The organism is uncultured Pseudoteredinibacter sp., assembly GCF_947502065.1.
GTDB lineage: Bacteria > Pseudomonadota > Gammaproteobacteria > Pseudomonadales > Cellvibrionaceae > Pseudoteredinibacter.
Genome location: NZ_CANMYE010000001.1, coordinates 655,102 through 678,284 on the forward strand (window position 1 = coordinate 655,102; position 23,183 = coordinate 678,284).

Annotated in this window: 16 protein-coding genes and 1 tRNA gene; 12 read left to right on the forward strand and 5 right to left on the reverse strand. The window is 46.6% G+C overall.

From position 1 onward, the window contains the following. Positions 1 to 87: 87 nt before the first annotated feature. Positions 88 to 175 (reverse strand) — tRNA-Ser (locus Q1A41_RS02920). Positions 176 to 304: 129 nt separating this feature from the next. Continuing rightward, positions 305 to 3,331 carry a ribonuclease E gene (gene rne, locus Q1A41_RS02925; protein WP_299974478.1) on the reverse strand — a complete coding sequence of 1,009 codons (3,027 nt, stop codon included), beginning with the start codon at positions 3,329 to 3,331 and terminating at the stop codon, positions 305 to 307. An 895-nt stretch (positions 3,332 to 4,226) separates the two neighbouring features. Between rne and rluC the strand changes: the two genes are divergently transcribed. The 3 genes from rluC (at position 4,227) to Q1A41_RS02940 (ending at position 6,327) form a co-directional block, all read left to right on the forward strand. Then, positions 4,227 to 5,189: a 23S rRNA pseudouridine(955/2504/2580) synthase RluC gene (gene rluC, locus Q1A41_RS02930; RefSeq protein ID WP_299974481.1), complete on the forward strand. Its 963-nt coding sequence runs from the start codon at positions 4,227 to 4,229 to the stop codon at positions 5,187 to 5,189. 91 nt (positions 5,190 to 5,280) lie between these two features. After that, positions 5,281 to 5,928 carry an HAD-IA family hydrolase gene (locus tag Q1A41_RS02935; RefSeq protein WP_299974484.1) on the forward strand — a complete coding sequence of 216 codons (648 nt, stop codon included), beginning with the start codon at positions 5,281 to 5,283 and terminating at the stop codon, positions 5,926 to 5,928. A gap of 72 nt (positions 5,929 to 6,000) precedes the next feature. Then, entirely contained in the window at positions 6,001 to 6,327 is a 327-nt protein-coding gene (locus tag Q1A41_RS02940) for a hypothetical protein (RefSeq protein WP_299974487.1), read from the forward strand. 86 nt (positions 6,328 to 6,413) lie between these two features. Here Q1A41_RS02940 and Q1A41_RS02945 read toward each other — a convergent pair whose 3' ends face one another. Together Q1A41_RS02945 and Q1A41_RS02950 are read right to left on the reverse strand one after the other, a co-directional pair. After that, complete coding sequence (locus Q1A41_RS02945) at positions 6,414 to 9,575, reverse strand: efflux RND transporter permease subunit (RefSeq protein WP_299974491.1); 3,162 nt, start codon at positions 9,573 to 9,575, stop codon at positions 6,414 to 6,416. Beyond that, the gene (locus Q1A41_RS02950; RefSeq protein ID WP_299974494.1) at positions 9,572 to 10,753 is read right to left on the reverse strand and encodes an efflux RND transporter periplasmic adaptor subunit; all 1,182 of its coding nucleotides are present in this window, start codon (positions 10,751 to 10,753) and stop codon (positions 9,572 to 9,574) included. Before Q1A41_RS02950 ends, Q1A41_RS02945 begins: the two co-directional genes overlap by 4 nt. Before the next feature lie 163 nt (positions 10,754 to 10,916). Here Q1A41_RS02950 and Q1A41_RS02955 point away from each other — a divergent pair, with 163 nt between their 5' ends. Both Q1A41_RS02955 and Q1A41_RS02960 read left to right on the forward strand, forming a co-directional pair. Continuing rightward, a complete protein-coding gene (locus Q1A41_RS02955) occupies positions 10,917 to 13,043 on the forward strand; it encodes a winged helix-turn-helix domain-containing protein (RefSeq protein ID WP_299974497.1) in 2,127 nt (708 codons plus the stop codon). A gap of 477 nt (positions 13,044 to 13,520) precedes the next feature. Then, entirely contained in the window at positions 13,521 to 16,691 is a 3,171-nt protein-coding gene (locus Q1A41_RS02960) for a triple tyrosine motif-containing protein (RefSeq protein WP_299974500.1), read from the forward strand. Positions 16,692 to 16,733: 42 nt separating this feature from the next. On the opposite strand, the gene Q1A41_RS02965 is transcribed toward Q1A41_RS02960, so the two are convergent. Next, positions 16,734 to 17,312 (reverse strand): nucleoside triphosphate pyrophosphatase, encoded by a 579-nt coding sequence (locus Q1A41_RS02965; RefSeq protein ID WP_299974504.1) that lies wholly within the window; start codon positions 17,310 to 17,312, stop codon positions 16,734 to 16,736. A gap of 154 nt (positions 17,313 to 17,466) precedes the next feature. Between Q1A41_RS02965 and Q1A41_RS02970 the strand changes: the two genes are divergently transcribed. The 7 genes from Q1A41_RS02970 to fabF all read left to right on the forward strand — a co-directional run bounded on the left by Q1A41_RS02970 (position 17,467) and on the right by fabF (position 23,172). After that, positions 17,467 to 18,021, forward strand: a complete 555-nt coding sequence (locus Q1A41_RS02970; RefSeq protein ID WP_299974507.1) for a YceD family protein — start codon at positions 17,467 to 17,469, stop codon at positions 18,019 to 18,021. Positions 18,022 to 18,060: 39 nt separating this feature from the next. Further along, positions 18,061 to 18,243 carry a 50S ribosomal protein L32 gene (rpmF, locus tag Q1A41_RS02975; protein ID WP_166847084.1) on the forward strand — a complete coding sequence of 61 codons (183 nt, stop codon included), beginning with the start codon at positions 18,061 to 18,063 and terminating at the stop codon, positions 18,241 to 18,243. A gap of 89 nt (positions 18,244 to 18,332) precedes the next feature. Then, positions 18,333 to 19,376 carry a phosphate acyltransferase PlsX gene (gene plsX / locus Q1A41_RS02980; protein ID WP_299974512.1) on the forward strand — a complete coding sequence of 348 codons (1,044 nt, stop codon included), beginning with the start codon at positions 18,333 to 18,335 and terminating at the stop codon, positions 19,374 to 19,376. Positions 19,377 to 19,461: 85 nt separating this feature from the next. Next, entirely contained in the window at positions 19,462 to 20,394 is a 933-nt protein-coding gene (fabD, locus tag Q1A41_RS02985) for an ACP S-malonyltransferase (RefSeq protein ID WP_299974515.1), read from the forward strand. A 62-nt stretch (positions 20,395 to 20,456) separates the two neighbouring features. Continuing rightward, positions 20,457 to 21,200, forward strand: coding sequence for a 3-oxoacyl-ACP reductase FabG (fabG, locus tag Q1A41_RS02990; RefSeq protein ID WP_299974517.1), 744 nt, complete (start codon positions 20,457 to 20,459; stop codon positions 21,198 to 21,200). A gap of 318 nt (positions 21,201 to 21,518) precedes the next feature. Further along, on the forward strand, positions 21,519 to 21,755 hold the full coding sequence (gene acpP / locus Q1A41_RS02995) for an acyl carrier protein (protein ID WP_166847095.1): 237 nt from the start codon (positions 21,519 to 21,521) through the stop codon (positions 21,753 to 21,755). Positions 21,756 to 21,933: 178 nt separating this feature from the next. After that, positions 21,934 to 23,172: a beta-ketoacyl-ACP synthase II gene (fabF, locus tag Q1A41_RS03000; protein ID WP_299974520.1), complete on the forward strand. Its 1,239-nt coding sequence runs from the start codon at positions 21,934 to 21,936 to the stop codon at positions 23,170 to 23,172. The last annotated feature ends 11 nt before the right edge of the window (positions 23,173 to 23,183 follow it).

Below are 23,183 nucleotides of genomic sequence, written 5' to 3' on the forward strand. Positions count from 1 at the left end.
TCGAACCGTCAGGCTTCTCTCACACCCAAGCCCCACCGCCATATACAAAAAAACCCCAGTACTTCCGTACTGAGGTTTTTTTGTATATGGCGGTGGGGCAGGGATTCGAACCCTGGGAGCTATTACACTCAACGGTTTTCAAGACCGCCGCTTTCGACCACTCAGCCACCCCACCGGAAGGCCGCTATTATACATAGGGCGAATCCAAGTACAAGATGCTAAACCATTATTTTTTATAGAAAAAAGGCCATTGTTCTTTAAGAACAATGGCCTTTAGAGGCTTTTTAATCAATGTGATTAAAATTTAGCTGGCTTTCGGGCCGCGAGGATCATTTGCTGCGCGGGCTAACGGGCGCGGATCGTGATTAATCGGTGAAGGCTCGGCAGTATCTAAGGCTTGGCCAAGATACGCTTTGGCTTGAACAGATTGCACGCTAACACTCACAGGTTGTGGGTTTAAGCGCGGGTCGTTGCTTGGGCGGGTGTATTCACGCTTAGCGGTGGCCGTTTCCTCGTTGCTAGCTGCCACTTCTTGCTGTGGTTCCTCTGCCAATTCGCTTGCAGCTTTTGCTACCGCTGGCGCGGTATTTTCTGCAGCCGCTTCGTTGGCATCGAAATTAAGCTCGCCCTGGGTTTCAGCAGAAGTTTCGGAGCTTGCTTGGGATGCGCTTGCAGCTGTCTCTTCAGAGCCGATTTGCTCGGCAGGCTCTTTGCTTTCAGTTGCTGCAACTTCAGTAGCTTCTACGGCTGTCTCTTGGCTGGCTTCCTCAGCTTGAGCAAGCTTTTCACCTAAGGCTTCTTCGACCGGTTGTTGCTTGGCTTTGGTTTCTTCATCAGCTCGAACCTTGGCGTCAATGGCGGCGGCAAGTTGCTGCTCCAAGTCGACGTTTTGCTGCTCATCGGCTGGCGCAGCAGGGCTTTGAGATTCCTGCTTAGCTTTCGGTTCTTCCTCGGTCAGCGCGGCTACTGCGGTAGCGGCCGCTAAAGCTGTCGCGGCTACGGCTGCGGGCGCCTGGCTGTCAGCCGGTGCTGGTTTGGCGTCAGCCTTGGGCTGTTTTGGCTTGGCAGCTGTCTGGGGCTTTTCGGCTTTTGCCGTATCGGCTTTGGCTTCTGCTTTTCCTGTTTCTGGCGCTTGGGTGGCCGCGTTGCCTTGCTCGGTATTTCCTTCCGCGTTGCGGTTTTCACCTTTTCCACGACGGCGTTGCTGAGGGCGGCCACGACGATTGCTAGGACGCTTCGCAGGACGATTTTCGTCGTTGCTACTTTCGTCTTTATCTTGCTTGTTAGGCTCGTTTACCGCTTTGTTGTCGTTATTGCGCTCATTGCGGTCGTTATTGCGGTCATTGTTACGACCGCGGCGGTTGCGGCGGTTCCCACGACCTTCATTGCTACGCTCCTGTTGGCGATCGTTATTTTCTGCCTCAGGGCGATCTTGATTGCGCTTGTTCTTATCGCGATTTTTATTGCGGTTATCGCGACTGTTCTCGCTCTTGTTGCTGCGGTTATCGTCACGATTGTTGCGGTTGTCGTCGCGATTTTTACCTTGGCCGTTGCGGTTGCGGTTGTTGCGATTATTACGGTTGCGATTGTTCTGGTTGCCGCGACCTTTGCGCTTATTGTTGTTAGACTTTTTCTTGTCTTTTTCATCGCTGCTGAATAAGCCAGCAAGCGCGCTTAAGAGTTTGCTGATTAAGCCTGGCTCTTTCTTTTCTTCAGCTTTAGGTGCGGGTTGGCTTGGCGCTACAAACTGTACGGCTGGCTTGTTAACCGGTGCTGCTTTATCAGCAGGTTTGGTGTCCTCTGATACTTCTTCATTGCCAGTTGTGATCTTGTAGCTGGTTTCAACTGTTACCGCCTCATCATCGCGAAGGCGTTGAACGTCGAAGTGAGGAGTGACCATATCGGCATCAGGTACGATAACGACACGGGTCTCATTACGCTGCTCGATAGCTGAGATCGTGGAGCGTTTTTCATTAAGTAGATAGGTCGCCACAGCTACCGGAGCAATAGTGCGAATTTCAGCGCTACGCTCTTTTTTCGCTTCTTCTTCAACTAAGCGAAGAATAGATAGTGCAAGTGATTTGGTTCCTCGGATAGTACCTTGACCGCTACAGCGAGGGCATACCTTAGAAGTGGTTTCTCCAAGCGATGGTCGTAGGCGTTGGCGTGACATTTCTAGTAAGCCAAAGCGAGAAATGCGACCGACTTGGACTCGGGCTCGGTCCATATTCAGCGCTTCGCGCATGCGGTTTTCAACTTCACGCTGGTTACGAGCCGGTTGCATATCGATGAAGTCGATAACGACTAAGCCGCCCATATCACGTAAGCGTAGCTGGCGAGCAATTTCATCGGCTGCTTCTAAGTTGGTTTGCAATGCCGTTTCTTCGATATCGCCGCCTTTAGTTGCGCGCGAGGAGTTGATGTCGATAGAGATCAACGCTTCTGTAACGTCGATTACAATCGAGCCACCTGATGGCAGCTTAACTTCACGCTCAAAGGCGGTCTCGATTTGGCTTTCAATCTGATAGCGATTGAATAGAGGGATATCGTCTTCGTAATATTTAATTTTGCTGTGATAATTTGGCATAAAGTGCGAGATAAACACTTGAACCAAATCATAGGCTTCGCGGTTATCAACCACGACTTCGCCAATGTCCGGACGTAAATAGTCACGAATGGCGCGGATGATGACATTGCTTTCTTGGAATAAGAAAGCTGGGGCGGTTTCATTGTCTGCCTCAGTTCTGAGCTTACTCCATAGATTCAGTAGATTGTCTAAATCCCACTGCAGCTCTTCAGAGCTGCGGCCTACGCCAGCTGTGCGGACAATGATGCCCATGCCCTGCGGTACTTCGATAGATGAAAGCGCTTCACGCAGTTCACTGCGATCATCGCCATCAATACGGCGTGAAATGCCGCCGGCACGCGGGTTGTTTGGCATTAATACAAGATAGCGGCCCGCTAGGCTAACAAATGTTGTCAGGGCTGCACCTTTGTTACCGCGCTCTTCTTTTTCAATCTGAACGATAACTTCCATGCCTTCTTTAACCACATCTTTAATCTTAATGCGGCCTTCGATGTCTTTAGGCTGTTTGAGGAAATATTCGCGGGAGATTTCTTTAAGAGGAAGGAAGCCGTGACGTTCAGCGCCGTAGTCTACAAACGCGGCCTCAAGGCTTGGTTCGATGCGGGTAATTTTACCCTTATAAATATTTGCTTTTTTCTGTTCGCGGGTGCGATTTTCAATATCAAGATCGTATAGCCATTGGCCATCGACAAGTGCTACGCGCAGCTCTTCTGGCTGTGTAGCGTTGATTAACATTCTCTTCATGGTGTTCCTACCATTGCTGCACGGGCATAGGTAGAACTATGGACGAGGTTGTGCTTAAGATAGCAACACAGGCCCACAGGCCCTGTGTTTACGCACTTTAGTTAAAGCTCAGTGCTCTGGTTACAGCTCATAGCAAGCCTATGCCTGTTAGGGGGGTAGCGCCTATTTATGGCGACGTTTAGCCCCTTTAGCTATGGCGGTTTTACTTAACCGCTGGCCACCTTTGAGGTGGTGCTGCACCTTGTGCATTCTCTAAACTTCTGCGCTGATGCCTAAAAAGTAGCAATCATACTGCTTATCAAGAACAAGCCGGTCTTTAGGTATTGGCTTGCTTGGCTTTTTCTGTTGCCTGCTTTGTTAATGCAGTCATCAGCGTATAAAACTTCGTCAACAGATCTACTCAGCGCCACGCGCTGTTACTTCATTATCTATCCGCTGGAGTAAGCCGCAGCTAAAACTCGGGGATAGGCCTTAAGACAATCTGCTTTTGCAGATGTCACTGTTGAATCATGTGCAGTCGCCACTGGCTAACTGCTTGGCCCATATAGAGAGCCTGTTTGGCGGTATTTTCTGGGAGGATCTGGCGCCAATCTATGCCTGTTATACCCGCTTGGGGTAATTCTCATCTTTAGTACAGCCTATACATCATCTTTCATAGGCTGCTGTGGATTTTAAGCTCCTCACTTATTAAAGGTAGCACTTCCACGAACAGGCGCGCCGGACTTGTCCGAAAACCAGCCCAAACTGCTTGGCGAGTATAGCCCCTTGCCCCTTGCCCTGCAAATATAAGTGCTTTGAGCTTGTTGTGCAGTTATCTGCTAAGATGGCCGGCTTTTGATTACAAAGACGATTTGTCGTCTAAATACCTTATTTCGAACGTATAAAGGAAGGTTGAGTGGATTCCGCTGATATTGGCCGCAAAGTGGTATTGCTTGAAATTGATGCCGATCAGGCGGGGCAGCGCGTGGATAACTTTTTGGCGGCACGCCTTAAGGGAGTACCGCGTTCGCGAATATATCGCTTGCTGCGTAAAGGTGAGGTACGTGTTAATAAAAAACGTATCAAGCCAGAGTATAAGTTAGCTGCTGCTGATGTGGTACGTATTCCACCGGTAACCCTAAAAGAACAGGCGCCACAAGCAGCGGTAAGTCAGTCCATGGGGCGTTTGCTCGAAAACTCCATTTTGCTGGAATTGCCAGGTTTATTGGTGGTAAATAAACCGGCCGGTTTAGCGGTGCATGGTGGTAGTGGTGTAAACCTAGGTTTAATTGAGTCGCTGAGGCAGCTACGGCCTAATGACCGCTATTTGGAATTGGTGCACCGTTTAGATCGTGATACCTCAGGTTGTATATTAATAGCCCGCAAGCGCAGTATGTTGCGTTATTTACAAGAAGAGCTTCGTCAGCGCCGTAATATCCAAAAATTTTACCAGGCCCTAGTTATTGGGCAGTGGTCAAAACGTAAGCAGTATGTAGACGCGCCTTTATTGCGTATAGAAGTAGCAGGCGGCAATCGAATTGTTAAGGTCTCACCTGAAGGCAAGGCCAGTCGAACAGAATTTAAAGTCCTACGTCGTTTTGATGGCTTCAGTCTAATACAAGCCAAACCGGTGACAGGGCGGACCCATCAAATCCGTGTGCATGCCCAATCGCAAGGGCATGCTTTGTTGGGGGATGAAAAATACGGCGACGATGAGCTTAACCTTCAAATGCGCAAGCAAGGCTTCAAGCGCCTATTTCTTCACGCAGCAGCCCTACAGTTTACCTTGCCAGACGAAGAACAGCCGCGGCTTGTTGAGGCGCCACTGTGGCCCGATCTAGCCGAGCCGCTGGCAAAGCTACAAGAGATACCTCTATAGTTGTTTCAAGTAGCGTAAACGAATTTAATGCTTGGCAGTGTAAGCAAGGTCAGCATAAATCTAGATGTCATTGTAAATAGGAACCCTTTAAATGCTGTGTATTTTCGATTGGGATGGGACGCTCAGTAATTCAGCTGACAAAATTGTAAGTTGCATGCAGTTAGCCGCAGATGATGCCAAGCTACCAGAGTTGCCGGGCTCACAAGTGCAGAAAATTATTGGCTTGGGTTTGCCTGAAGCTATTAGCACGCTATACCCCGAAGGTAGCCAAGCCCAGTGGGATACCATGCGTGAAATGTATTCCTCCCACTACATTAAGGCCGATCAAATACCAGCGCCGTTATTTGACGGTGTTATTGAAGGCTTAGAAAAGCTAAAAAGTAATGGTTTCACTTTGGCGGTTGCTACCGGAAAAAGCCGCAGAGGCCTGGATCGGGTTTTAGCTCGTTTAGAGATGGAAGACTACTTCCATGGCAGCCGCTGCGCCGATGAAACTCGCTCTAAACCCCACCCCTTAATGTTAGAGGAGCTACTTACGGAGTTTGGCCGTCCAGCGCAACAATCGGTGATGGTTGGAGATACAAGTTTTGATCTGGCAATGGCTGAGGCAATAGACATGCCTCGTATTGGTGTGAGTTATGGAGTGCATGAGGTGGATGTACTACACCAACACAAGCCCGATTTGATCGCTGATCATTTTGATGAAGTCATTGATTGGGTGTTGCAGGCTAACTCCTAAATTTGCCTACTTATTACCATTAGCCTGTCCGTGGCCTTGTAGCCTTAAATATAGAATTCACAGAGTATTTCCATGCAACTACTAATAGCCTGTCATGATGAAGAGCTTCTAGAGCACAAATCCGAGCTGGATGAACAGCTGGAAACTTGGGTCAAGGATAATGAACATTTTTCCACGGTTTTGGATGAGCGATCGTGCGCATTATTGGTGCAGGTGAAAAAGGCTGAGCAATTGAAGTTGCCTTTAAATTTCCTGTACAAAATGGCCAAACAGTACAAGCTAGAGTTTGCGATTTGTCAGCTTGATGAAGAAAGTAGCGAGTGGGAAGAAGTTTGTTACTTCGGCAATGAAGAAGGTAGGCCTGATATTTTTGAAGTTGCTTGTTATGTAGGTTTGTAGCAGTTGCGTAGATTGTGATTCAGGCCTTTCTGGTATATCCCAGAGTGAGAAAATGGCAGGCGAATATTGACACCTGCCACTTCAAGCTAGATAGGAAGTGCTGCTTCATTTTGGGCGTGGGGCAGCTTAGCTGTTTCTGAAGGTGCTTTGCTGTTTTTAAAGAACGGCAATGATAGCAATGCACTCATAAAACTGATACCAAATAGTGCGCTAAACAACATCCCCCCGCAAATTACCGCTGCAAGCCCACGATAAATCTCCGCACTACTGGCGGGATTGATCATCAGAGGAAGCATGCCAAGAATGCTGGTACTGGCACTCAAATAGATAGCCTGTTTGCGCGCGAACACTGCACTTAAAATGGCTTCTCTTTGGGATTGTCCTTGAAGTGCAGCCTGCTGGTACTGGCTTACCAGTAAGATTGCGTTGTTAATGACCAGTCCCATTAGAATAACAAAGCCGATCATGGTAATGATATCCAGATTCTGCGGCACAAATAAACTTAATAGCTTTAAATTCAACATGCCTCCTAATATCGCAAGTGGCATTGATAATAGAACGGCCAAGGCGAATTTCCAGGAGCCAAGGGTCAGCTGCATCAGTACGGCTAATAGAGCGACAGCAATCAAGAATATTGCGACGAACTCCTGCAGGAAAGCGCCCAATTGATCAGCGCTACCGCGATAACTTAAGTGTAAGTGGGGGTGCTTTGCTTCCATATATTCTGCGACATCGCGCTGTAATTGTTCGCTAAATTTTCCCATTGGGGTGCCGTCTGGCGGGGTTACGCTAATAGAGCTTGCGACTTCACCGTTAACTCGAAAGATTGAATCGGGTACCGATTTGATCTTAACGTTGCTCAGCTGGCGCAGCGGAACTAGCCCGTGATGGCGAATATAAATTTCGGTGTCCAGTAGTTCATCCAGGTAGTCAGCTTGCTTCGATTTTAAATAAAGGGGCAGGGTAGCTGAATTGATATAAAAATCACCTAAATACATACCGTCGCTTAATACTAATAGCCGTTGCTTAAGCTCCTCAGGGCTTAATCCTAAGTGGATGAGTTGATCTCGTTTAGCTGTGAATTCCACCTGTGTCGATCTGTTTATCAACGGGGTAGCTTCCTCTATTCTCGCCTTAGGGTGCTTGGCCTTTAGGTACTGAAGAAGACCCAACCCTGCTTTTTGTAGCTGTGGTAAATCGGCACCTTTGATATCCAGCCAAGTGCTGCGATTATTAGGGAGTGCAAAACGCAATAGGCTTCCCTGTACGGTAAATACACTGGTGCCAACTAAATCAACAGTGACTCTGCTCTCTAACCATTCTTTTAATACGCTAAATTTCTGTTTGCCATTGGTATGAAAATACAGTTGACAGCGATTTGGAAAGCAAAATAATCCATAAGTTCTTATACCCAAGTCTATGCTTTGTTGTAGTTCGCGCTCAATTCTATCCGCCAATAGCTTGGCGTACTCTTCTCTAACAGTGTCCTTTGATAGTGGCTCTTCAAAGCGAATAAAACTCGACATAATATTTTGCTTTGGATCAGGCAGGACATCGATCGCTGGGCGAATTTCTATGATAACGAATGTAGCTATTGGAATGCTGAGCAGGAGGAGGCAAATCGCCGCAGTTCGATTGTGTGCCCCAAGGGTAAGTAAGGTAGCAAGTTTTTTCTTAAAGGTATTTTTTGCTGGTGATTTTATCGTTGGGGGTTTGGAGGGTGCTTGTGCTAAGTCGGGTTCATTATTTAAGATCGGCTTGTTTGCTCTGGCTGAGGTTTTCCAATTTTTTGAGGGCATGAGGCGTTGATAAAGAATGGGTAGCACCCACAGTGCAAAGACCGCTGAAGCGGCTAGCGCAGCAGATATTGTAAAAGCCAAATCCTGAAAAAGCTTCCCTTCGATTGAACTCATAAATAGCATCGGCAAAAAAACGATAATACTGGATAGGGTTGATGAGAATAGTGCTGATCTTAGCTCTTTCAAAGTTTTCGCCAGGGAAAGCTTTTGTTGTTTTGATCGATTTAAGGCCTCAATGACGATAATGGCAGCATCCATGATCAAGCCTATCGAAAGAGCAATGCCGGCCAGTGAAATAACATTAAAACTGTAACCAGAGACAGACATCAGTAGGACGACTATTGATAGGCAAAAAGGAATGCTTAAGAATGTCAGGCCGACAGAAATGTGGTTTCTTAAAAAGTAATAGAGTACGGCACAAGCTAGCAACATCCCCAAAATTAAACTGCCATAAACTAATTGCAAAGCGTTTGTGATGGCGAGCGAGTCATCACGGCTGATGGCAAGCTCTATGCCCCGAGAATGTAATGGGCCGTTATTGAGTTCTGTTATTGTCTGTTTGATACGAGCGATGGTGTTGAGCGCATTTATGCCGCTACTTGGCTGTACGAAAAAGTAGAATGAGGGTTTGCCTTCGAGTGCAAAGTAATCCCAGGGTGAGCTAAGCTCGGTTTGGATATTGGCGATATCGCCGAGCCGTATAATGTGCTGCTCGTTTGCTGTGATTGGCACCGTACTTAACTGAGCAAAAGAAAGCTGTCCTTTAAACTGAAGATCGTATTCGCGTGCGCCGAACGTCAGTTTGCCCCCAGATTGGTCGCTAAAGCCACGGAGTTTTTCGACAATTTCGGGTTGTTCTAATGAATTTTGTGAGAGCCGCTCTGGATCTAGCTCAATATTGATACGCCGCTCAACTGGAGTACCTACGACCGCACCTGAAACGCCTTTTATCTTGGCGAATGCAGGCTCAATGTATTGTTTATAGGCATCAATTAATGCGTTGGGATCGCTCTGAGATTTATTTTTGTGATAAACAAAAAAGCTCGCAAGAGTAGCGCCAGCACCATTGCTATAATCCCGAATTAATGGTTTGGCTACTTGGCTTGGCCAGCTTGGAACTTGGTTGGAAGCGGACAGTACATTTATATAAGCTTGATTCATATCGGCCGCTGATTGAAATGTCAGTGTGGTGGTGGCGTTGCCTGCTCTGATGTCGGAGCGCATCTCACTCATCTCGGCAATGCCCCTTAATTGTTGTTCTAGTGGCGCGATTAAGCTTTGTTCTATTTGTCTTGCTGTCTTTCCGGGCCAGCGGCTAAATAACTCTATCTGTGGCCGGGAAAGATCGGGCAGTAGACTGTTTGGCAGGCTAAAGGCTGCAACAATACCGCTAAGTATAATGAGCAGTGTGCAAGTTAATATCAGGCTGGCTCGCTTTTGATCATTCATGTTGGCTCTCCTGCCACAAAGACAAGCTGCTTTTCCTTTAGCTCGCGCTGTCCTCTGGTAATCACTTTATCTCCCGCTCGTAAGGGTGATCGAATAATAAAGTGATTCTTACTGGTCGATACGATATGAGGATAGATTTTGCTAACGCTGTTATCGTCTTTTAGCTGCCATAGTTCATAGCTATTGCCTGATAGACTTATTGCATCATAGGGCACTCGGCTGATGTCAGCGTGTTGCTGCTGAACTTTCACTTTAACCCGCTGACCAATTAATAATCTGGGGTGCTGCGGATTTTGCAGCTCTAGGTAAATGTCTAAGCTTTGCGTATCTTTGTCGGCTTTGTGGCTAAGCGCACGCAAGCTTAGAAGCTTACTACTCTCTTCATTTGGGCCTACTGTATAGCCGGATTCATAGCTCACAGAAAACTGTAGATCTGCGGCACTAAAGCTTGAAGATTGGGCCTGTGTGTAATGAAAGCTCTGTCGCCCAAGCAGCTTAAGCTCTTTGGCAATATCAAGGGGGAGCTTGCATTCCAGCTGTTTGTATTCAAGTGGCAATAGTTGGAATAGGCTTTGCCCTGTGCTCAATTGCTGACCAGGCTCAGCGTCCACCCTTAAAACCTGGGCCCTAAATGGCGCACGATGCTCTAAACTTTCTATTCTTCTTTCTAAGGTTCGTGTTTTGTTGTTTAGACTCTCAAGTTGCAGTTTTGCTCGGGTTTGGATTAGTGCAGCTTCGCTCAGTTGCGCTTTGCTGATCATGTCTTTTTGGCTCAGCACGGCTAACCGCTGATACTCACCGCGGGCGTGAGCTAATTCAGCTTGAGCCAGTTGTTCATCTATTTTTAACTGTTTAAGGTCTTGCCTAAGGTAAAAGTCGTCCTGTAGCGCGACCAGCTCGCCGGCCTTAACTTGAGCCCCGATGGGTAATATTGTTAAGAGTTCTGAGCTGCTTTGGCTATTGCTTTGAAAAAGTTGAGGGGTGCTGACAACGCAGTAAAGTGTTTTGCTAAGACCTGCTGGCCACGCCTCCACCTTGGCCGTTTGGACTACGGGTTTATCGAGGCTTTGGGCGTTTGTGAAGTTTGCTATGGTGGATACGCCCAATAGACAAAAAGTGAGTACTTTACTCAGTTGTTGTTTATTGGCTAGATAGTGAATAAATCGTTGCTGCTTCATTACCTTTTCCTGTGTACCGGGTTCTTTAGTGATCGCCACCATTGGCGAAGAGGCCGACTAAAGCAGTTCTATTGACGGCACGCTAATGAGTTTTTAGGATCTTCTGTTACCGTGGTGTAAAATATCTGATCACAAATAGTCACAGCTGTAAGTTATTGAATTAATGGAAAATTCTAAATCTTTGAATCAAGATGTTGAGATCCTAGAAATAGCCGACTGGAGTTTTAATCCAGGTCGCTGTGAGCTTCAACGCGGTGAAACGCTGCTTAAATTGGAGCCTTTACTGTGTGATTTTTTGCTGTACCTAGCTCAGAGACCGGGGGAGCTGGCCTCTCGCGAAGAATTACTTGAACATGTCTGGCGGGGGCGTGTGGTGTCTGATGATTCCTTGCGCCGGGCGGTCAAAAAGCTGCGTTTAGCGTTGGGAGATGACGCTAAAAATCCTATCTATATCAAAACCAAGCCTTTACAGGGCTATGTTTTAGTTGCTCCGGTTCGTGCAATTCGTCCTCGCCTAAACAAGACGCTGCTAAATCACAGGCCTATGCTTGCGGTCATGTTATTGCTATTTCTAGCGGTCCTAATGACTCTTGGCGTAGGCCTTTTCAAGCAAAAACCGACTGATTCCATAGAGCTTTCTTCAAGTCCCAATACGGAGCGGCTTACGTCTTTATCTGGCGCAGAGGCCGATGGTAGTTTTCACGAGGCGAGCCAGCGGCTTTTGTTTTCTTATCGAGCTCAGGATGATGAAAGAAGTCAGCTTTATGTTAAGGACTTAGGAAATGCCTTGCTTACAAAGATAAGTCATGGAGATGGTGATTTTTATCATGGCTTGTTCTCACCAGATGGACAAAAAATAGCCTATAACCATAAGGCAGAAGAAGCTGGGCCCTCCGCAATCTATATAGCCGATTTTGATCCCGATCGAGGTTTGGTTACGCCCAAACGGGCTTCTTTAGGAGATCATGCTCGCCGTTTGATCAGTTGGTCGGCTGATGGGGCGGCGGTATATTTTTTACATGAAGCGAGCTATTCAGAGCCTTGGGAGATTTTTCGCTATCACATTGAGACCGAAGAGATTGAGCAGATTACCTATTCAGCTAAGCAAGGCTATGGTGCATTCTATGCAAAAGAATCACCCGATGGGCATTATTTAGCCATTCTCAAAAACGTCGTAGGTCGTCGTTACGCAATGACAATTATGGATTTGCAAAACAATAGTCTGGTGGTAGAAAGAAATTTAAGTTTCTTTGGAAACAAAGTCTTATGGTTATCAAAGTCCAGTGCCATTGATTCAGATGATGGTAGTCGGGCGGGTCTGATCATTGGCAGCTTTAAAGGTGAGCTGAGTTATTACAGTATCGCAAGTGATAGAATCTGGCCTCAGGGTGGGACCTTACCAGGGCTAAATGATGCTTTTTATGATTGCGGTCCTAGCTGCTTTTATATGCGGCAACATGGTATGAATTATACCGATGTAAAAGAGATCGCCAATCCATTTGTTGTCACTAGCAATAAGGCAATGTTGCTGCTCGAATCCGAAAAGGCTGAATTTCACCCCATGTACAGCCGTGATGGGACCTCTATCTTCTATACGCAAAAAGATGAAAAGACGGCAGCTATTGTGCAGCATAATCTTAGGGGTAATGCCGATGTCTTATTGGAGTTTAACCCTCGTGAAGTCGTTCGCGAAATGGTGCAAAGTCCGGATCAACGATGGTTGCTTGGTAGGCTGGAGGATCGTTTATTTATTCTCGACTTGACGAGCCTGGATTTCAAATACATCAGTAGTGAGCTGGAAAAAGTAGGACCGCCTTCTTGGAGTCGGGATTCTAAAAAAGTCTTTTACGCCCGTATAAATGGCGATAATAGTGATCTTTACAGTTACGATATTGCAAGCGAAGAGACTCGCTATCTGGAGGCTGGGCTAAGTTATCTAAGGCAGCTAAAGGATGGCCGCGATTTTCTGATTGATCATGAGTTAAAACTGTACCAGCGTGATGAGCACGGCGAGCGACAATTTATTCATAATTTCACCTATCTCAGTGGCAGCACCTGGCAGGTTCAGGGTGACTATGTGTATTTTAGCGAACCGGTTTATGGACACAGCTACTTAGTACAGTATGATTTAAAAACTAAACAAAAGCGCAAGCAGCTACTTTCCAAAAGTACGGATTACTGGGAGTTTCATTTACATCCGGATGGCGATCGCCTGCTGAAAACCCGTTTTCAAACCGCTGATAGTGATTTGCTGAAAGTGCAATGGCCTAGCTCTTCCAATAGACCTTAGCTCTTGAGAGGGCACTACTCATTAAGTGCTCGGCTTAGGGTTTTCTTTGGCATATAAAATGGCTTGCTAGATGTTTGGCTGTATGGGAGTGGTGGTGTGGCTCATGGAATTAAAGCTCCACTGGTGGTAGCAAGAGTGGCCTTTTCCATCATCGAGAAAACATAATTGATTTGCATCTCCCTTGCAATTGACTAACCCCGCTTCCCCCGCTCGGCAATGGTTGCTCTTTAAACTGTTTGCCTATCAATAGTTGCTGATATAGGTGTTTGTACAAAAATTCACTTATGTTTCTGAAATGCCTGTCATTTAAAAGAACGAATACTTGACCGCCCGGGATTGGCATTAGGAAAAGTACAAATCTTTATTACACTTAAAGGTATTCTCTTCCAGAGCAAGCCTTTAGATATCATGCGACTCAATTATATTTGGTATTCGCTACTAATAACCATTTTTACTTCAATATCTGCAAGGTCAGAGGTGGCCAGTATTTTCGATCTTGGGCAGCCGAATTTCCTAAAGGTTGATACAGATGCTCGATCAATTGGCATCAATAAAATAACTCAGTCTACAAGCGGCCTTATTTGGATAGCGAGTATGCATGGCCTATTTACTTATGATGGTTATAGCTATTTGCCAGCACGTCACCAAGATAACGAAGGAAGCTCTCTAAATAGTGTGGAGTATACATCAATTGAAACAGGGAGTGAGGGCGTAATATGGGCGGGTACTAAAGGCTATGGTTTGTATCGGTTGGACGAAAAAAGTAGAAAGTTTAGAAGATTTAACCATCAGCCAGCAGACGATAGAAGTTTGGACTCCGATTACATTAAATCGATTCAAGTTGATGAACAAGGTGGCGTTTGGGTAATTACCAATGTGGGGGTGAATTTTGTGGATCCCATGAGTCATGAGGTAGAGCGCTACCCAATAATCGGGGGAGTTTCAGGGGCTCTTGAGGATGGTGTTTTAGATGATAACAGTCACCTCGTTATCGCGGATCTTGATGGTGTTTATAGGCTTAAGTTAGTTGGTAAAACATTTGAAGTTATTACGAAGGTAATTTCTAAAGACTATAAGGTCAACAGGCTCTATATCGATGATGTAAAGCGCCTATGGATAGGTGGTGCCTTTTCGAGTTTGAAGATTGTAAGTCCAGATGGAATTGTAAGCGATTGGCCTGATGTGGTTGATGTCCATGATGTTACGGCAGTAGGAAGTGATGAGCTGTGGGTGGCATCATACCGAAAAGGAGTTTATGTTTTTGATGCCAGGGACGCTACCATTAAGAACAGGTATGTTGCCGATAAATTTCGTCCCGGTGCATTTAATAATGATAATCTGCTGAGTTTGTATGTTGATGAAAGTGGCCTGGTTTGGTTGGGGATGCGTGATGCAGAATTGTGGATTTCAACACCTTCAAGAGAGTTTACGCGATCGATTATTTATTCGCCTATCAATAAGAAGCCTGAGTATAAAAGTGAGTGGTCAGGAGCAACAGAGACTAATGGTGGGAAGTTTTGGTTCTCTACATATACGGATGGAATTGATGTTTATGATCCTAAAAAAGGGTTTGAACGCTCGATCAACACTAGCCCCGACAGTAAGCCTAGCCTGCCGACCAATAAAATAAGATGGCTTCATAGAAGTCGTGATGGTTACATCTGGATCGCCACACAGGATGCGGGTTTACTAAGGTATACGGATGCAGATGTAGGAGGCCGAAAAAGTAGCGATTTACTCGAATGCGACTTCAAAACACCTTGGGATGGCATGATCTATAGGGTTTTACAAACTATGGACGGAGGACTATTGGCATTCTCAAGAACTCCTAATGCTGTCTTTCGGCTTTATAACGATGCGCACTCTTGCTATATGGTAAAAATTGAAGGCGACGCTCCTGTAGAGTCTTCTTGGGTTACCGATGTGGATGAAAAAAAATCTATATTAACTCGTAACGGAAACAATTTTTTATTAAAAGCTGGGAGCAAGCGCGCAAAGCAGCTCGATCTGGTTCTTGAGTCGAATGACAGTGAACAGAAGCCTGATTTTGTTGGGGGATACCGTACGCAATCTGGGCAACTGTACTTTTCCAGCAACAGTACAATTTACCAAATGACCCATCTTAGCGAGACAAGTCTCCATTTAAAAAAGGTTCATTCTGATAATCGGGAAGTTTGGATTTTCGACGAAGATGAAATGGGTAATGAATGGGGTTACGGCGTGTATCGTTTGTCCGGCCAGAATAGTATTCAGCGTTTGGGGGTGGCCGATGGTGAGCTGGAAGGCTTAGGACAATCCATTGAATTTCTTCGCTCAAGCGATGGAATCCTGATTAATATGAGCAGATACGGCATTCAGCTTCATAAGACTAACAGCTTTAAATCGTGGCGATATCAGCCGCCTTTGGTATTAACGGATATCGAAGTTGATAGCATTAAACGTGACAGTGTTGCTGCCCCCCTTGTGCTATCTGAAAAAGAGAGTGATTTCAGTATTAGCTTTGCGGCTTTGGATTACTCCGGCTCTGCAGATATTCGTTACAAGTTCAAGCTTCAGGGTTACTCTAAAAACTGGAATGAGGTGAGTGCAGATGCCCGTGTGGCAAACTATATAGATGTGCCACCAGGGGATTACCAGTTTCGATTGCGCTCAACTAACCGAGTAGGAGAATGGTCGGATTACGAGCTTTCATTGCCCGTTATCGTTATTCCAGCTTGGTATCAAAGTTTGTGGTTTAAATTTCTCATTTTTTTGACGCTAGTGGCCTGTTTGTATGCCTTGTACCTCTGGCGCCTAAGCTACTATCGCCAAAAGAAGGTCGAGCTCGAAAATCTGGTGGCTGAAAGAACCGATGATCTATTGGAAACGCGGGAAAAGCTGGCCGTCAATGAAAAACAGGCTGCGTTAGGTCGATTGGTTAGTGGTGTGGCTCATGAAGTGAATACGCCGTTGGGAGTGGCTAAAATGGCTTCTTCGGTGATTGAAAGTAGCGCTATTGATATCTTCAAGGAGCTTAGCAAAGACACGGTGAATGAAGTTTTTGTAAATCAGAGGTTTAAGAAGTTTGAGTCCAGCGCTGAATTATTAAACCGAAATTACGACCGCTTGTCTGGCTTGGTGGATAGCTTCAAGGATATATCAATAGATGAGTCCCAGTGGCAATTCTCTGAGTTTTGCTTACCTGAAAAAATAGCCACCGTGCAAGATATGTTTCAAGAGCGCCTGCAAGAGCGGGCTGTAGCGGTAGAGCTGGATGTTGCTGAAGATTTGCTTTTGTATAGTTGTTCTTCTTTGTTTAACAAATTATTAGAAGAGTTTTTTGAAAACGCCTTAGCGCATGCTTTTGAGGGTGAGGCGGCAGTCGCTAGGCATATAAATATATCGGCGTACTGGAGTGGCCAGCAAAAGGGGGGCGATCGGTTTTTCGTTCTAGAGTTTAGCGATAATGGTAGCGGCGTTGCTAAAGAGATGGCGCCGGTAATATTTGATCCGTTTACCGCGCACAGTCCTTCGAATATCGGCTTAGGTCTACATGTTTTACTTAACCTGGTGGCCAATGTTATCGATGGTAGTTTGGAGTGTTTTAGCGAACCGGGTAAGGGGACGAGTTTTGTTCTTAAGTGCCCAGAAATCTCAGCCGACCTTTAGTGGTAAACTTCTGGCAATAGTGGGAGCTTTGCCTGCTTTATTTCACAATGGGCTAAGCCCTTCTTGGTTCAGCAGGTCGATCAATTTAATTAGCGGAAGGCCGATAAGGCTGTTGGGGTCGTCGCCTTCAAGCTGTGTAAATAGGGCGATACCTAAGCCTTCGGACTTAAAGCTGCCTGCGCAGTTTAAGGGTTGTTCTTTCTCTATATAGCTCTCTATTTGAACTTCGCTTAAGCTGCGAAAGTGCACCTTGAATCGAGATAGTTCTACCTGGCAATTTTGGGTGAGGCTGTTATAAACACAAAGCCCGGTTAAAAATTCGACGCTTTGCCCGCTAAAGCTTCTTAATTGCGCTTTGGCGTTTGCTATGTTGCCGGGTTTGCCAATAATTCGTTGCTCAAAGCAGGCAACTTGGTCCGATCCGATTATAAGGTGCTTGGGGAATTGTAAGGCTAAGGCTTTAGCTTTCTTTTCCGCTAGACGTTTAACTAAGGCTGTAGCTTGTTCATTTGCCAAAGGGCTTTCATCAATATCAGGGCTAGCTTGAAGAAAGGGTATTTGTAACTTGCCCAGAAGTTCGGCCCGGTAAGGTGAGCTAGAGGCTAAAACAAGCTGAGGCATGGTGGATTCCTATGGTTAAAAAGCGCTATTCTAACGAATCTTATCGATGCTACCTTAGCAATTTGAAAAAAATCGCCCAATGCCCATAAAATCAGGGGTTTGGAGTGATTTTTCCTTTGACAGCAGGCCCCTGCATCCCTATTATGGCGCGCTTATGTTGAATGCCCCCTCTTCAAAGATTTTACCGAGGCAAGTAGACCCACGTAAATTTGCCCAGCAAGGCATTGATTTACAAGGGAATATACCCCTCGAGGCTCTGGATCGATTAGCGCAAATCGCCGTAGGCGAGAATGCTGATATCGAGGTTGAGCTACACTTTGAGGTGGATGATCAGCGTCATCGCTTATTACGCGGCCAGGTTAGTGCTAAATTGCAGCTTACCTGTGAGCGTTGTATGGAACCCTGTGATCAACATATTGAAGGCAGCTTAGCTTTAGGTATTGTCTGGGATGAAGACCGGGCGAAAAACTTACCGAAAAGCATAGATGCATGGATTGCCCCTGAAGGGGTATCCGATTTATACGAGGTGATCGAGGAAGAGATCTTGCTGTGCATACCCATGGCGGTCTATCACGATCATCAATGTGTCGACTTGGCTCATTACTCCGCAGGAGATAATGATGCTTCTGATGAAACAGCGGAAGCAGAAGCTGAGCGGCGAAATAACCCGTTTCAAGTTCTGGAGCAACTTAAGGGCTCGCCGAAATAACGAGGCGCCCCGGTTCCAGTAAATAGTTAAGGAGCTATCATGGCTGTTCAAAAAAGTAAAAAGACTCGTTCACGTCGCGGTATGCGTCGCTCTCACGATGCCCTAAGCGGACCAACCCTATCTGTTGATCCAACCAGTGGCGAGAAGCACCACCGTCACCACATCACTGCCGACGGTTTCTACCGTGGCCGTAAAGTGATCGACACTGGCTCCGAAGACTAATATTCTTCGACGCGCTTAGCGCTAGTCGTTGATATTCTGACGCCAGTCACTAGGATGTTTAACATCCTCACTATTAGGCGCTGAATAGATTGACTGATTCAATTCGATTAGCGGTTGACGCTATGGGCGGGGACTTAGGTCCCCGCGTTGCGTTAAACGCCGCTTACTCCTTGGCTAATGATCGTACTCTGGAATGCCAGCTGTATGGTCCGTTCGACATATTAGCCGAGCAAGCTCCCATCTCCCTCGATATTTCCCAAAGCCCTTGTGTGCACGAGCTAGCTAACGGCTCAAAAATGCTCTTTTGTCACACAGATGAGGTGGTCACCATGGATGATCGTCCTGGGCAGGCTTTGCGACATAAGCAAAATTCCTCAATGTGGCTGGCTGTTGATGCTGTGCGCACGGCAAAAGCCGATGCGGCGATTAGCGCCGGTAATACCGGTGCTTTGATGGCGATGGGGCGGCATTTATTGAAAACCTTTGCGGGTGTGGATCGCCCTGCGATCGCTAAATCTATCCCTACTGCTAAAGCCGATTGCCTAATGCTGGACCTTGGTGCCAGTGTAAAATGTGATAGTGAGCACCTTATTCATAATGCCTTGATGGGTTCTGTATTTATGGAGTCGGTAGCTGGAGTAGAGCGCCCGCGTGTAGCTCTGCTGAATATTGGCTCCGAAGATATCAAAGGAAATGAACAGATTCGCTTGGCAGCCAGCAGTTTGCAGGCCAATGAAGCGCTTAACTTTATTGGTTATATCGAGGGCGATCAGATTTATCGCGGTGAAGCCGACGTAGTGGTTTGCGATGGTTTTGTGGGCAATGTGGCGTTAAAGGTGAGTGAGGGGGTGGCACAGCTGATGGTGGCCGAAATGCGTGAGGCCTTTTCAAGTAGCTGGTATGGTCGCCTAGTTGGCCGATTTGCCCGCCCTTTATTACGTAAATGGCAGCGTCAGTTTGATCCTGATCGTTATAATGGCGCCAGTTTTTTGGGCTTGCAGGGCCCGCTCATTAAAAGTCATGGTGGGGCTGATGAATTAGCCTTTCGCAGTGCTTTAGAGTTGGCTTGCGAGCAAGTCAACAGCGAAGTTGCGCCGCGTATATGTCGGCGCTTTGAGCAAGAACCGTTTTAATTAGCCTTGAGTAATTGTGCTTCAGGGTTAACAGTTTTAGAAGTAACACAGAAAGAATATAAATAGTTAGCTAAAAGGTAGCGTTATGGTGCAATCTAATTTGGCCTTCGTATTTCCAGGGCAAGGTTCTCAAAAAATCGGTATGTTGGCAGAGCTGGCCGCCGAATATCCTGTAGTACAAGAAACTTTCGCTGAAGCCTCTGAGGTTTTGGGTTATGACTTGTGGGATTTGCTGCAAAATGGTGAGCAAGAAACCATTAATATGACCGAGCGTACCCAGCCCTTATTGCTAACAGCCAGTGTTGCCTGCTGGCGTGTTTATGGTGCTAATCAAGATGCTCGCCCAGCATTGATGGCTGGTCACAGCTTAGGTGAGTGGTCAGCTTTAGTTTGTGCTGAAGTCTTGGCATTGAAAGATGCAGTCCGTTTAGTGCAGCAGCGCGGCAAGTTTATGCAAGAAGCGGTTCCAGCGGGTGAAGGCGCTATGGCTGCTATTATTGGTTTGGATGATGAATCTATTAAGGAAGCCTGTGCTAAAGCTTCTGCTGATGGCGTTGCGTCGGCGGTAAACTTTAACTCTCCGGGCCAGGTTGTTATCGCGGGCAGTAAAGCGGCAATTGATAAAGCTATTGAGTTGTGTAAAGAAGCAGGTGCTAAGCGCGCTATGCCCTTACCGGTAAGTGCACCTTTCCATACCGAGTTGATGAAGCCAGCTGCCGATCGTTTGGCGGAACAAATCGAAGCCACATCGTTCCAAGCCCCGGCTACCCCAGTTGTGCATAACGTTCATGCACAAACTGAAACGGATCCTGCCAAAATCAAAGCTCTAATGATCGAGCAGATCTACAGCCCTGTTTTATGGGTTGATTGTGTGAAAGCTATGAAAGACGCTGGTATCGAGCAGGCCGTGGAATGTGGTCCGGGTAAGGTTTTGGCTGGCTTGGTAAAGCGCATCGATAAGAGTATTGCTGCCAAAGGTTTGGAAACTCCAGCTGATGTTGAAGCGCTGAACGCGTAAAAGAATAGATAATCTTGCAGCCCAGCTTATGGCTGCGAGGCCTAACGAAATAGGAATTAACTATGAGTATTGCAGGAAAGATCACCTTGGTGACAGGTGCAAGCCGTGGAATTGGTGCGGCTATTGCGGATGACTTGGGTGCCCAAGGTGCTGTTGTTATTGGTACCGCGACCAGCGAAGGTGGGGCTGAAAAGATTAGCGCTCGCTTGGCTGAAAAGGGGATTCAAGGTAAGGGCATGGTGCTGAATGTCACCGAAGCGGATTCCATTAGCGATTTGATAAAAGCCATTAATGATGAGTTTGGTGCAATCCAAGTCTTGGTGAATAACGCCGGTATTACCAAAGATAACTTGCTCATGCGTATGGGTGAAGATGAGTGGTTTGATGTGATCAATACCAACTTGAGCGCTATCTATCGCTTAAGCAAGGCCTGTCTGCGCGGTATGATGAAGGCTCGTTGGGGGCGCATTATCAATGTCAGCTCTGTAGTGGGTTCAATGGGTAATGCCGGTCAGTCTAACTACGCCGCATCTAAAGCAGGTGTAGCTGGATTTGCCCGTTCATTGGCAAAAGAAATTGGCTCACGCGGTATTACCGTAAACACCGTTGCCCCGGGTTTTATCGATACTGATATGACTAAGGTGCTGGATGAGAACCAAAAGGAGCTGATGCTGTCTCAGATTGCATTGGGTCGTTTAGGTAAGCCTGAAGAAATTGCCGGTGTGGTAAGTTTCTTGGCAGGTGATGCGGGTGGCTATATTACCGGTGAAACTTTGCAGGTAAATGGCGGCATGTATATGGCCTAAATGCCCCGTGCAGCCGTCACAATTTGGCGTAAAATAACGTCCAAAGAATGCTTTAGACGGCTGCAATTGTTAGGGTTTTTAAGTCTAAGTTGTTGTTAATTAAGAGTATTTTTTAAAAATTCACAAAAATTTATAAGATCCGTTACAACTCGGCGTAAATCCATGTAAAATGCGCGCTCGTGTTGGCCGGAGCTTATATTTGAGCCGTGACCGAACAACCGTTATTTTGTTCGCTCTTGCACAGAAGCAGTTCAAAGTAATTCTAAAGTAATAGAGAGCGGCTAAACCGACGTAGACCACTAGGAGTTGAAAAACGTTATGAGCAGCATTGAAGAACGCGTAAAGAAAATCGTTGCTGAGCAACTGGGCGTTAAAGAAGAAGAAGTAAAAACTGAGGCGTCTTTTGTTGAGGATCTGGGTGCAGATTCTTTGGATACCGTAGAGCTGGTTATGGCGCTGGAAGAAGAGTTCGAAACCGAAATTCCAGACGAAGAAGCGGAAAAGATTACTACTGTTGAGCTTGCCATCAAGTACATCAACGAAAACTTGGCTTAATTTGAGTCATTCGTTGTTTGAGGCCTAGCCTAAAAAGCCGTTCTATGACTCATAGAGCGGCTTTTGTTGTTTATACACCATCACTTTTTGTCCCGATATACTAGCGGAACCAGAGTGAGCTGGTGGGAGTGTGTTTGACAATAACAAGCGATGATTGAGCATCGCCGACGGAGGCAATATGTCCCGCAGACGAGTTGTGGTAACGGGTTTGGGTATGGTTTCACCGGTAGGTAATACGGTGGCAGATACCTGGCAGAATATTTTAGCGGGTAAGAGCGGTGTAGGCATGATCGAGAAATTCGATGCCTCGGCTTTTACCACACGCTTTAGTGCGGCGGTTAAAGACCTTGAGGTAGGCGACTATATGCCTGTTAAAGACGCCCGCAAAATGGACCCATTTATTCAATACGGTATGGTGGCTGGTATTCAGGCAATGGAAGATTCCGGCCTGCAGGTGACCGATGAAAACGCTCCACGTATTGGTGCGGCTATCGGCTCTGGCATTGGTGGTATCGGTTCTATTGAAGATGGTGCCAAAACCATTGCTGAGCGCGGCCCTCGCCGTATTTCTCCATTCTTTGTTCCCGGTGCCATCATCAACATGATCTCGGGCAACCTATCTATCAAGTATGGTTTCCGTGGCCCCAACCTTGCCGTCGTAACCGCTTGTACGACTGGTACCCATTGTATCGGTTTGGCAGCTCGCTCAATTCAGTATGGCGAAGCCGATGCCATGATCGCAGGTGGCGCGGAAATGGCTACCAGCCCTGTAGGCTTGGGTGGTTTTGCCGCAGCACGTGCACTTTCGACTCGCAATGACGATCCACAAGCGGCCAGTCGCCCTTGGGATAAAGACCGTGATGGTTTTGTATTAGGCGAGGGCGCCGGTGTAATGGTGCTTGAAGAATACGAACATGCTAAAGCACGTGGCGCAAAAATTTATGCTGAGCTGGTTGGCTTTGGTATGAGTGGTGATGCTCATCATATGACTTCACCGCCAGAAGATGGAGCGGGTGCCGCTTTGTCCATGCAAAATGCCATCAACGATGCAGCTATCGAAACCTCTGCCATTAACTACATCAATGCTCATGGCACTTCAACGCCGGCAGGTGATGTCGCTGAGTGTATCGCTGTTAAAAGTGTGATGGGTAATGATATTGATCAGGTTGCGGTGAGTTCGACCAAATCCATGATTGGCCACTTGCTGGGTGCTGCAGGTTCGGTAGAGGCAATCTTGTCAGTATTGGCGATTAAAGATCAGGTTGCCCCTCCGACCATCAATCTGGATAACCCAGATGAAGGCTGTGACATTAATCTTGTACCTCATACCGCTCAGGAGCGTGAGATCGATGCGGTCTTAAGCAACTCCTTTGGTTTTGGTGGTACGAACGGCTCGCTCATCTTCCGCCGCGTTTAAATGGCATAAGC